Origin of the sequence: uncultured Campylobacter sp., from assembly GCF_938045625.1 — a bacterium.
Lineage (GTDB): Bacteria > Campylobacterota > Campylobacteria > Campylobacterales > Campylobacteraceae > Campylobacter_A.
Window position 1 is genome coordinate 26,414 of sequence record NZ_CALIAV010000004.1, and the last position, 11,435, is coordinate 37,848.

Sequence of the window (11,435 nt, forward strand, 5' to 3'; positions counted from 1 at the left end):
ACTATACTTGATTGACATAGGCTAAACCTTTATGCTATAATCCCTATAAAATTAATTGACTATAAGGACATAACATGAGCAATAGTCTTTACGAAACATTAGGGGTGTCGGAAAAAGCCACCAGCGACGAGATCAAAAAGGCCTATCGTAGGCTGGCTCGAAAGTATCATCCCGACATCAACAAAGACCCGGGTGCGGAGGATAAATTTAAAGAGATAAACGCCGCGTATGAAATTTTAAGCGACGAAAAAAAGCGCGCGCAGTACGACAGGCACGGCGACGCGATGTTCGGCGGACAAAATTTCCATGATTTTGCGAGCAGCTCTGGCATGGGAAATTTGGACGAAATTTTAAAAAATATCTTCGGCGGAGGCGGTTTTAGCGGCTTTTCAAGCAGAAGCGGCTTTAGTGGATTTAGGCAAACGGGCGGATTTAGCGGCTTTGAGGACGAGGAGGATCTGGACTCGCGAGCAAAGGTAACTATCCCGTTTGACGTAGCGGTAAAGGGCGGCGAGCACTCGATAAATTTTAACGGCGAAAACATCAAAATAAAAATCCCAAACGGAGTCAACGACGGCGAAAAGCTACGCATAAAAGGCAAGGGTAGCGGCGGGCGCGGAGATCTGATACTAACCGTAAATATCGCGCCTAGCGACGAGTACGAAAGAGACGGCGACGATCTGTATAAAGACGTACTAATCCCGCTAAAAACGATGATGTTTGGCGGTAAGATAGATGTAAAAACGCCTAAAAAGGACGTCACGATAAAAATCGCCGAAAACTCAAAATCGGGGCAAAAAATCAGGCTCAAGGGATACGGCGTGCAAAATAGAAAAAGCGGGATATTTGGCGATCTGTACCTGCGAGCGCGCGTGTCTTTGCCGGACGTAAATGCCCTAGACGGCGAGCTAGCCGAGCTCATGAAGCAAAAACTCCCAGAGGCATAAGATGAAACAATACGAAGAACCGGTATATCTAATAAGCGTCGTAGCAAAGGTGCTCTCCATACATCCGCAGACGCTGCGCCAATACGAGCGCGAGGGACTACTAGAGCCATCAAGAACCGAGGGCAAGATGCGCCTTTATTCGGAAAAAGATATGGACCGTATCAAGATGATACTGCGTCTAACGCGCGATCTGGGCGTAAATTTAGCGGGCGTCGATATTATTTTACAGCTAAAAGAGCAGATCGAGCAGTCTGAGGTCATGATAAAGCAGATGAAAGAGGAGTTAGCCAAAATGGAGCAGGGCGCCGTGCCGTCTAAAAAAGCTCTGGTAAAGCGCAAAAATAGCTTTGATCTCATCTTTTATGATGATAAAAATTAATCCTTTTTATCCGTTAAAAAGGTAAAATCGGGTAAAATTTATTTACAAAACGCGCCAAATTTGAGGCTGTAAGGGCGCTAAATTTAGCCTTAAATTTGCCCCGCTTTGAACTCAAATGAGGGACAATGTTAGAAACTTTTTTATTATTTTTTTCTATCCTACTTATCGCTTGTATCGTCTCTAGCAAGGTTTCAGATAGATTCGGTATTCCGTCGTTAGTCGTATTTTTGGCCGTGGGCATGCTCGCAGGCTCGGACGGACTGCTGGGGCTTGATTTTGATAACCGCCAAATCGCCCAAGACGTGGGCACTATCGCGCTTATTTTTATACTTTACGCAGGCGGCCTCGATACGAATCTAAAATCTATCCGCCCAGTCATGGTAAACGGCATCATTCTAGCGACTCTTGGCGTCGTGCTGACTGCCGGCATGATAGCCGTACTCGTAAAATACCTACTAGGTCTTGACTGGCTAGAGGCTTTGCTTTTTGGCTCTATCATCTCCTCGACCGACGCGGCGGCGGTGTTTGCGATACTAGGAGCGAAGGAAATTTCGCTGCGAAACAACATCCGTCCGCTTCTGGAGCTAGAGTCCGGATCAAATGACCCGATGGCGATCTTTTTAACCGTCACGATGCTACAAATCATCTCCATAGCCACGATCCCTAGCGTTCCTGAGGTCGCGCTAACGCTGGTGAAGCAGTTTTTGCTAGGCGGGCTGATGGGCTATGTGTTCGGCGTCGCGTTGCCCGGGCTTTTTAACCGCCTAAGGCTTGAGTACTGGGGACTTTACCCCGTGTTTTCGATGGCTTGGGTGATGCTTTTATACGTGCTAGCCGGCAAGGTCGGCGGCAACGGCTTTTTGGCCGTCTATATCGCGGGTATGTTTATAAATAAAAAAGAGTTCGCGCATAAGAAAAATTTGATCGGTTTTCACGACGGTATCGCGTGGACGATGCAGATCGTTATCTTTTTGACGCTGGGACTTTTGGTAAATCCTTCCCAGCTGCCGGCCGTCGCGCTTGCGGGCGCTGTAGTCGCGTTTTGGATCATGTTCGTCGCGCGTCCTATGGGTGTTTTTCTCTCGCTTTTGCTTTCTAGATACAATATCAAAGAAAAGATGTTTATCTCGTGGGTCGGACTTCGCGGCGTCGTTCCTATCGTACTTGCGACCTATCCGTTCGGGGCAAATTTACCGAATTCGGAGCTTATTTTTAACACGATATTTTTCGTCGTGTTCGTCTCTATCATCATCCAGGGCATGACGCTAGAAAAGGTCGCGCAAAAATGCGGCGTCAAAGAAGAGGTCGTCAAAGAAGAGGTCGAGATGTCGAACTTGCCGATCTTTTACCATACTTTGCGCCAGCACACCATACGCTTTGACGCCGAAGTTGTGGGCAAAAACCTAGCCGAGCTCGAGCTTCCTAGCGACTTTTTGGTACTACTCATCAAGCGCAAGGGCGAATACATCAAACCTACCGGCTCATCGGTGTTTGAAGAGGGCGACTTGCTACTGATCCAGTGCGAGGACGAGAACAAATACAACGAAACCTTAAAGACTTTTACGGCGTAAATTTACCTAAATTTAGCCTTTGGTTTCGGTCAAATTTGACGCCGATCAGTCATGCTTTGGGCTAAAAGGAGTAAAATTTGGACTTATTTGCCGTTTCAAAGACGCTGTTTATCCCGCTTAGCGCGCGAATTTTCGCTTCTAAAAATTTCCCCGATTATTTTTACGACGAAAAGGCGCTGTTGCTCGAAAATATCGTGCAAACAAACTGCGAATCCGTGCGAGAAAAATCGTCCGAATACGCGCTCATGGCATCTGCAGCCAGATACTACAACATGGACGAGATCGTGCGTAAATTTTGCGCAAAATATCCAAAAAGCAACGTCGCTTACCTGGGTGCTGGGCTCGAGACGGCCTGCTTTCGTTTAAAAACCGTAAACGCGACCTTTTACGAGATAGATTTGCCCGAGGTGATAGAGCTTAGGCTGCTTTTGCTTGGCGGCTGTGCAAACGATACGCTCGTAGGCTGCGATATGTTTGATCTGGCTTGGGTGCGGCGTATCGACGAGAGCTTGCCGACGCTGTTTGTGGCGTGCGGAGTATTTCAGTATTTTACGCGCGGACAGATCTTAAATTTGATTCGCGAGCTTAAAAGTACCTTTAAAAATGCCGAGCTCGCATTTGACGCCACAAATGAAGCAGGTCTAAAATACGCCAACAAATATGTAAAAAGCATCGGAAACAATGAGGCGATTATGAGATTTTGCGTCGAGGACGGCTATAAATTTGCGCTGGAAGCAGACGTAAATTTGGTAGAGGAGAGAGTATTTTTTACTGACGCTCGCAAGATTCTTGCAAAAAGGCTCAAATTTACCACCCGCCTCATAATGAAATTTGTAGATTTTACGAAGCGAGCTAAAATTTTGCATTTTGATTTAAAAAGTTAGCTGTCTAGCAAAAAATATTTTACGCCCGCTCCAGAAGTTTTTAAAATTTGTGGCTTATGTAAAGCGCAATCGTGAGGTGCAAGCTCGTAGCGCCAAAGCAGTATGAGCAAATTTTAGAGCGGATTTTTATCCGCTCCGCTTAATTTTACTCCAAAGCCTGCGCGAGATCTGCGATGAGGTCGTCGGCGTTTTCTAGGCCGACGCTTATTCTGATTAGCTCTTTTGTTATGCCTGCCTTTATTAGCTCCTCGCTCGAGAGCTGCTGATGCGTAGTGGAGGCCGGGTGCGTGATGAGCGACTTGGAGTCGCCGATATTTACGACGATTTTAAATAGCTTTACTTTACCTAGCATCTTTACGGCGCGCTCATAGCTATCGGTTTCAAAGCACATTAGTCCGCTGGCCATGCCGTCTTTAAAGTATTTTTGCGCCTTTTCGTGCTCGGGATCGCTTTTTAGCGCAGGGTAGGTCACGCGTTTTACGTGTTTATGCGAGTTTAAAAACTCGGCGATCTTGCGCGCATTTTGCGAGTGCCTCTCGATACGCACGCTTAACGTCTCAAGCCCCTGGATGAGCTGCCATGAGTTAAAAGGCGAGATCGTAGCGCCTATGTCGCGCACCAAAGCCACTCTCATGCGCAGCGTATAGATGTCAAATTTATCCGCCATCTGCGCATAAACTAGCCCGTGATAGCTCTCGTCAGGCTCGTTAAAATGCGCGTATCTGGCGTTACCGACTAGTTTGGCGTTTAAATTTTTACTAGCGACGACTGCGCCAGATAGGCTTAGGCCCTGGCCGCAGATATATTTGCTAGCGCTATGCACGACGACGTCTACGCCGTGATTTAGCGGCTGGAAAATGATCGGCGTAGGTACGGTGTTATCAGCGATCGTTACGACGCCGTGCTTGTCCGCGATCTCGACGATTTTTTTAAAATTTGGGATTGCGATTTGCGGGTTTGATAGCGTCTCGAAAAATATCGCGCGCGTTTTATTGTCGATCAAATTTTCAAGATCGTCCGCGCTGTCGCTGTCAAACACTCGCGCCTCGATGCCAAAACGCTTAAGCGTGTGCATAAAAAGAACCATCGTGCCGCCGTAAATTTTCTTTGCTACGACGATGTTGTCGCCGACTGCGGCCAAATTTGCGATCGAGTAAAAAATCGCCGCCTGACCGCTGGCCGTCACGATAGAGGCCGAGCCCTCCTCGAGCGCGGCTATACGGCTCTCTAGCACGTCCGTCGTTGGGTTGCCCAGCCTCGTATAGATGTGGCCAGGGGCTTCTAGCTGAAATCTCGCTGCGGCCATCTCAGCGCTACCGAAATCATAAGCCGTAGTCTGGTAAATCGGCACCGCCATGGCGCCCGGGCCAGCCTTGGTATCGTAGCCGTAGTGCGTGGCGATCGTCTCTTTTTGCATTTTTTCTCCTTGTAAAATTTGCGCGTATTATAACCGCTAAAAGTTTAAATTGGTATAATTGGGCTTTTGAAAGGAAAAAATGGCTGAACAAAACGACAAATTTAAGCGCGTAAAATACCTGCGCGGCCTGGAAAAATTCGCAAAAGCGGCGATTAGCGCGCTAAAAAGAGAGGATTTTAACGAGGGCGAATTTAGCGCTAGAGTAGGCAAAAACGCCGAAAATTTACGCAAGATCGAGCCGGTTTTTTTAGATAACGCCTACTCGAAGTCTCTTGAAAATTTCGTAAATTTAGTCGTAAAAGGCGGCGAGAGAAGCGAGCTAGTGGCCTACGCCAACGCGCTGGAAAAGCTAAAAAACCAAAAAACATATAAAAAAGAAAAACATAGAAAAAAATATAAGGACGAAGAGTGAAATGCGTGATATTTGACATGGACGGCACGCTCATAGATAGCGCAAAAGCGATCTGCGAGACTGTAAACGAGGTGCGGCGCGAGCTGGGGCTTGAGGGCGATCTCGCGGCCGAGTTTATCGTAAAGGCCATAAACGAGCCTGGGCGAAATTTGGGGCTTGACTTTTACGGTATCGATAAGCCGGACATGAAGCTGCGGGATAACTTTGAAGCTAAATTTAAGAAAAACTACCGCGAATACGCCGCTGCTTATGATGGCGCCCGGGAGCTGCTAGCCGGGTTAAAAGAGGCGGGGCACTTTGTCGCCCTAGCTAGCAATGCGCCTCGATATACTTTGGATGAAATTTTACAAAGAAGCGGGATATTTAAATTTTTCGATCTCATCGTCGGAGCTGACGAAAACGTACCTCAAAAACCAGATCCCGCGATGCTAAATTTGATATTAAAATCAGGCGAATTTGATAAAGCGATATTTGTCGGAGATAGTAAAAAAGATGAGCTAGCCGCACGCAATGCTGATATGAAATATCTAAACGTTTGCTGGGGCTTTGGTAGCCAAAGTCCAAGCTGCGACAATGTCTTTACGGTGGCTGAAGCAGCCCTATATATCGAGAAGTTATAAAAATTTAGCGTATTATAGTATGTATGATTTTAGGTAATATTTTACAAAAAATAGTATGTATTTTAAGATTTGCGAAAGGTTTTAAAATTTATGGATTATGATATATTTTCTCAAAGTCCGAGGGAAAAATTCTTTGAAATTTTATTTAACGCGAACAAAAATTTAGTCGAAAACGAGCTTGAAAAAACTTTTGAAAAATTTATCGCGATGAGCGAATTTTGCGAAAAAAATGGCTTTGACGAAACGGCGCAAAATTCGTTTATTTCTCAAAATCAAACCCTGATAAATGAGCGTCTAAACGACATTTATATCGGGCTTAGTGGGGATATTTTAAGTCAAAATGAGTAAAATAGCAATTATATTTTCGTTGTTTTTATCGCTGGTTTTTGGCGCGGTAAATTTCGAGGAAGAGCATCTTTTTGAGCTCAAAAAAGACGAGTGGGCGCGGGTTTTCGTAACCAAAAAAGGCACGGACGAGCGAGAGAGCTTTGATTTTCGTTGGACGCTTTTTGATAACACGAACATCATCGTACATTCGCGCTACCGAAACTATCCTCGCCAGCTTGTTATGTCGCTAAGGCGCGGCCTTGAGACTTACAAGCAGACTTTGATACCGGACCTCAAGTACCCGCCTAGCGACCGCGTCGCGCTTTATCTCGTTTTTGAGGATTTTAAGCAAGGCGTAGCGAAATTTCGCGTGCTGATAAACGACGACGAGCAGCGCGTGGATGTTGAGTTTTTGGACCCGCCAAGAAAGCAGAGCGGCGCTCAAAATAGCGCGCAAAATGCCAAATAAAAGCAAAATTTAAGTGAGCCTAAATGGAAAAAATAGATCTGATAATGAAAAATTTTATCGCTGAGCTTGGATACGAGCCTGCAACTGCGATGTTTGCTCGGATAAATTCGGGTAAAAGGCTGCGCTCTAAGCTACTTTTAAAAATAGCGGGCGAAAGCGAGCAAAGTCTAAAAATTTGCGCGATTATCGAGCTTATTCACCTAGCTAGTTTGCTTCACGACGACGTGATAGATGATGCCGACACCAGGCGCGGAAGCCCGAGTATAAATGCAAGCTTTGGCACCAAAAACGCCGTGATGCTGGGCGATATCCTCTACTCGAAGGGCTTTTACGAGCTATCTAAATTTCCGCACGAGATCGCGGGCGAGATATCGGGCGCGGTTAGCAAACTAAGCATAGGCGAGATGATGGACGTGGATCTCTCGGCTAAATTTAATGAAGACAAGTCCGCATACGAAACGATGATATACTACAAAACCGCCGTTTTGATCGAGGCTGCTGCCGCGGTCGGTGCGATGCTGGCTGGGCTTGACGCGCGTAATTTTAAAATTTACGGCAAAAACCTAGGCCTAGCATTTCAGATAATCGACGACATCCTGGACGTCACGCAAGACGCCGCGACGCTTGGAAAGCCAAATTTTAGCGACTTTAAAGAGGGTAAAACGACGCTGCCTTACATTTATCTTTACGAAAGCTTAAGCGAAGCGGACAAAGAGAAGTTAAAAAGCCTATTTAAAAAGGATCTTAGCGAGTCCGAGCAGGGCTGGGTGAGGGCAAAGATGAACGAAACGGGTGCTATAAAAAAAAGCATAGAAGCGGCTAAAAATTTAGGCGAGCAGGCGATAAGATCGGTAGAAAAATTTAACATAGACGGCCTAGAAAACATCGTAAAATCAATGATAGATAGGGAATTTTAATGCATTACGCAAGCGTGAGCTTTACGCACAAAAACACCGATATCTCCGTGCGCGAAAAGCTCTCTTTTTCTAACATCGAGCGCAAAAACGAAATTTTACGCCTCATTAGCTCCAGCCAAAACATCAACGAGTGCATGGTACTAAGCACCTGCAACCGCGTCGAGATCATCGCTAGCGTAAAGACGGTCGAAGGCGCTAGTAAGCACATCATCGCCTGCATGTCGCTCATCTGCGGCATCCCTTTTGAGGAGCTGCAAAGCAGAGCCGACATCTACGAGGATAACGGCGCCGTGCATCATCTCTTTGCCGTGGCTAGTTCGCTAGATAGTCTAGTTATCGGCGAAACGCAGATCGCAGGGCAGCTAAAAGAAGCGTATAAATTTGCCCGCACTAACGGCAAATGCGGTGCAAAGCTAGGTAGAGCGATGGAGTTTGCCTTTAAGTGTGCGGCGGAGGTGCGAAACAAAACCGAAATCTCCAAAAACCCGATCTCGGTCTCAAGCGTCGCGGTGGCTAAGGCAAAGGAGATTTTTGGCACATTAAACGGCATGGTCGCCGTGATAGTGGGTGCTGGCGAGATGGCGGAGCTAGCCGCAAAGCATCTAATCGCAAGCGGCGCGCGAACGATAATCATCAGCCGAAATAAAGAACGCGCTAAAAATTTGGCCCTGACGCTGGGGGATAATAACGAATACGACGCACTTTCAAACGTAGCGCAGTACATAAATAAATATCAAATCATATTTTCCGCGACCGCCGCGCCGCATCCGGTTTTGATCGACGCGATGGTAGAGCCAAAGGAGTTTAAGCGCTACTTTTTTGATATAGCCGTGCCGCGCGATATCGCTATCACGGAGAGTGAAAATATCAAAATTTACGCCGTGGACGACCTGCAGGAGATCGTAAATAAAAACCTAGCGCTGCGCGAGGAACAGGCGCAGATCGCGTACGGCATCGTCGGGCGAAATACGGCGGCATTTTTCCAAATGCTGCGCGAGCTGGCCGTCACGCCGCTAATAAAAGGTATCAGAGAACAGGCTAAGGAGTGCGCCGAGAGAGAACTCGCAAAAGCCCTAAAAAAGGGCTATCTAAAACATAGCGACAAGGATGAAGCGTACCGCCTCATACATCAGGTTTTTAAGGCGTTTTTGCACTCGCCGACGATAAATCTAAAAAGCCTAGCGGGCGCTGCGGGAAGCGAAGCGCAGTTAAGAGCCATCGGGGAAATCTTTAACATCGCAGAGCAAACGCCGCAAGAAGAAAATAATGAATTTGAATGGGAGAACGAATGAAATTTAGCAAATTTTACGCGCCGACGGCAAAAGAAGCGCCAAAAGACGCGAGTCTGGCAAGTCATAAATTTTTGCTCCGAGCGGGCTATGCCGAGCAGGTAGGCAGCGGGCTTTACAACTTTTTGCCGCTTGGCAAACGAGTGCTTGAAAATATAAAAAATATCGTCAAAGAGGAGCTTGATGAGGCGGGAGCGCAGGAGATCTCGATGAGCTTCGTCACGTCGGCTGATCTTTGGCGCGAGAGCGGACGTTTTGACGTCTACGGCAAGGAGCTTTTGCGCTTTAAGGACCGCAAAGAAAACGACTTCGTACTAAGCCCTACCAACGAAGAGAGCGTCGTCGCGCTCGTGCGAGGCAAGGTAACGTCCTATAAACAGCTGCCGCTAAATTTGTATCAGATAAATACCAAATTTAGAGACGAGGCAAGGCCGAGATTTGGACTACTTAGAGGGCGCGAGTTTTTGATGAAAGACGGGTATAGCTTTCACGCAAGCGCCGAGGATCTGGACCGAGAATTTGACCTGATGGAGAAAACTTATAGTAAAATTTTTACTCGCCTTGGGTTAAATTTCCGCGCGGTTAGAGCCGATAGCGGCGCGATAGGCGGCAGCGGAAGTAAAGAATTTATGGTGCTAGCAAATAGCGGCGAGGACGACATCATCGTCTGCGAAAACTGCGACTACGCCGCAAATATAGAGGCCGCAACCCGCACAAAACGAACGACGCAAGCCGAGCGGCCAGAGGCTGACGCGGCTAAATTTTTAACCCCGAACGCCAAAACCATCAAAGATGTGGCGGAGTTTTTTAGAGTTGATGAGTTTTACTGCATAAAAGCGGTAATAAAAAAGGCGATTTTCATTGACGCCAAAGGTGAAAAGAGCGAGAAAATCGTAGTATTTTTCGTGCGCGGCGAGGATGAGCTACAAGAGGTTAAAGCGCAAAACGCATGCGGGGCGCTCGAGCTAACGGACGCTACCGAAGCCGAGATCGCGGCAGCCGGGCTAGTCGGCGGATTTTGCGGGCCGGTTGGGCTAAAAGGCATTGAGTTTTACATCGACAAAGAGCTTGAAGGCGAATCGCAGATGATCTGCGGCGCAAATGAGCGAGATTATCACTTCGTCGGCGTTAGCGTTAGCAGCTTTAATGCCGATCGTTTCAAAGACCTAACCGCCGTAAAAGCGGGTGATAAGTGCCCTTGCTGCGGCGGAAATTTAAGCGTTAGTAAAGGCATCGAGGTCGGGCATATATTTAAGCTAGGCACCAAGTACTCAGAGCCGATGGGCGCTACATTTTTGGACGAAAACGGTAAGGCAAAACCGTTTATCATGGGCTGCTACGGCATAGGCGTCAGCCGCCTGGTCGCCGTCGCCGTCGAGGCCAAGCACGACGAAAAAGGCATAATCTGGAACGAAACCCTAGCTCCGTTTAAATTTGAAATCATCATCTCAAATTTAAAAGACGAAGAGGGCGTCAAATTTGCGCAGGGGCTTTACGAGAGCTTACGCGCGGCTGGCTTTTCTGTGCTGCTTGACGATAGAAACGAGCGTTTCGGCGTCAAAATGAGCGAATTTGAGCTGATGGGATTTCCTTATGCCGTGATCGTGGGCAAGGGACTAGCCGAAGGCACGGTCGAGCTCGTCACGCGCGACGGGCTAACTAAAGAAACCGTAAAAGCGGGCGAAATTTTAGCGCGACTAAAGAGCCTATGATAAGGCATTTTTTTACGCCCTACGTCGTTTTGGAGATCGTAGCGGCGTATTTTTTTATCCACGCGTACGGATTTTTAAATTTGGTCTTTGAAGTCATCACGTCGGCCGTTTTGGGGCTATTTTTTATGTTTCGCGTCGGATTTTTTCAGCTCACTAGCAACATCGCGTTTTTTAAGCCCGCAGACGTTTTTAGTAGCGTAGGTATGGCGATCGGGGGATTTTTTATGTTTATCCCGGGGCTTATCACCGACGTTTTGGGCGCTGCGATCGTAGCGGTCGCATTTTTTGCAAATTTAAAAAACGGCGGCGAACGCAAGGGCGGGAGCGAATATTATTACGAAAAATTTGAAAGCGGACGTGACAAGCCGCGCGATGACGGCGAGATCATCAACGTCGAAGTCGTAGAAGAAAAGAGGCAAATATGGAAAAACTAAAAATCGCAACAAGAAAAAGCGTGCTGGCTATGTGGCAAAGCGAGCATATCAGGGATA

At 47.2% G+C, this 11,435-nt stretch carries 13 protein-coding genes; 12 read left to right on the top strand and 1 reads right to left on the bottom strand.

The window, feature by feature from the left end:
- Window positions 1-74 precede the first annotated feature (74 nt).
- The 4 genes from Q0386_RS00245 to Q0386_RS00260 all read left to right on the top strand — a co-directional run bounded on the left by Q0386_RS00245 (window position 75) and on the right by Q0386_RS00260 (window position 3,781).
- The gene (locus Q0386_RS00245; protein WP_299025422.1) at window positions 75-947 is read left to right on the top strand and encodes a DnaJ C-terminal domain-containing protein; all 873 of its coding nucleotides are present in this window, start codon (window positions 75-77) and stop codon (window positions 945-947) included.
- Between the two features lies 1 nt (window position 948).
- On the top strand, window positions 949-1,326 hold the full coding sequence (locus Q0386_RS00250; protein WP_299025426.1) for a helix-turn-helix transcriptional regulator: 378 nt from the start codon (window positions 949-951) through the stop codon (window positions 1,324-1,326).
- Between the two features lie 125 nt (window positions 1,327-1,451).
- Window positions 1,452-2,897, top strand: a complete 1,446-nt coding sequence (locus Q0386_RS00255; protein WP_299025428.1) for a potassium/proton antiporter — start codon at window positions 1,452-1,454, stop codon at window positions 2,895-2,897.
- 77 nt (window positions 2,898-2,974) lie between these two features.
- Window positions 2,975-3,781 (top strand): class I SAM-dependent methyltransferase, encoded by an 807-nt coding sequence (locus Q0386_RS00260; RefSeq protein ID WP_299025431.1) that lies wholly within the window; start codon window positions 2,975-2,977, stop codon window positions 3,779-3,781.
- Between the two features lie 145 nt (window positions 3,782-3,926).
- Here the strand turns inward: Q0386_RS00260 and Q0386_RS00265 are convergent, their stop codons facing one another.
- On the bottom strand, window positions 3,927-5,198 hold the full coding sequence (locus Q0386_RS00265; protein WP_299025434.1) for an aminotransferase class I/II-fold pyridoxal phosphate-dependent enzyme: 1,272 nt from the start codon (window positions 5,196-5,198) through the stop codon (window positions 3,927-3,929).
- Window positions 5,199-5,277: 79 nt separating this feature from the next.
- On the opposite strand from Q0386_RS00265, the gene Q0386_RS00270 reads away from it, so the two are divergent.
- From Q0386_RS00270 to Q0386_RS00305, 8 genes are all read left to right on the top strand, one after another.
- A complete protein-coding gene (locus tag Q0386_RS00270) occupies window positions 5,278-5,610 on the top strand; it encodes a hypothetical protein (protein ID WP_299025437.1) in 333 nt (110 codons plus the stop codon).
- On the top strand, window positions 5,607-6,230 hold the full coding sequence (locus tag Q0386_RS00275; RefSeq protein WP_299025443.1) for an HAD family hydrolase: 624 nt from the start codon (window positions 5,607-5,609) through the stop codon (window positions 6,228-6,230). Before Q0386_RS00270 ends, Q0386_RS00275 begins: the two co-directional genes overlap by 4 nt.
- Before the next feature lie 90 nt (window positions 6,231-6,320).
- Window positions 6,321-6,578: a DUF2018 family protein gene (locus Q0386_RS00280; RefSeq protein ID WP_004321218.1), complete on the top strand. Its 258-nt coding sequence runs from the start codon at window positions 6,321-6,323 to the stop codon at window positions 6,576-6,578.
- Window positions 6,571-7,026 carry a hypothetical protein gene (locus tag Q0386_RS00285; RefSeq protein WP_299025446.1) on the top strand — a complete coding sequence of 152 codons (456 nt, stop codon included), beginning with the start codon at window positions 6,571-6,573 and terminating at the stop codon, window positions 7,024-7,026. The genes Q0386_RS00280 and Q0386_RS00285 overlap by 8 nt, the downstream gene beginning before the upstream one ends.
- Window positions 7,027-7,049: 23 nt before the next feature.
- A complete protein-coding gene (locus Q0386_RS00290) occupies window positions 7,050-7,943 on the top strand; it encodes a polyprenyl synthetase family protein (protein WP_299025449.1) in 894 nt (297 codons plus the stop codon).
- Window positions 7,943-9,235 carry a glutamyl-tRNA reductase gene (hemA, locus tag Q0386_RS00295; RefSeq protein WP_299025452.1) on the top strand — a complete coding sequence of 431 codons (1,293 nt, stop codon included), beginning with the start codon at window positions 7,943-7,945 and terminating at the stop codon, window positions 9,233-9,235. Before Q0386_RS00290 ends, hemA begins: the two co-directional genes overlap by 1 nt.
- Entirely contained in the window at window positions 9,232-10,944 is a 1,713-nt protein-coding gene (locus Q0386_RS00300) for a proline--tRNA ligase (RefSeq protein WP_299025458.1), read from the top strand. Before hemA ends, Q0386_RS00300 begins: the two co-directional genes overlap by 4 nt.
- Window positions 10,941-11,378, top strand: a complete 438-nt coding sequence (locus Q0386_RS00305; protein ID WP_299025455.1) for an FxsA family protein — start codon at window positions 10,941-10,943, stop codon at window positions 11,376-11,378. The genes Q0386_RS00300 and Q0386_RS00305 overlap by 4 nt, the downstream gene beginning before the upstream one ends.
- Window positions 11,379-11,435 lie beyond the last annotated feature (57 nt).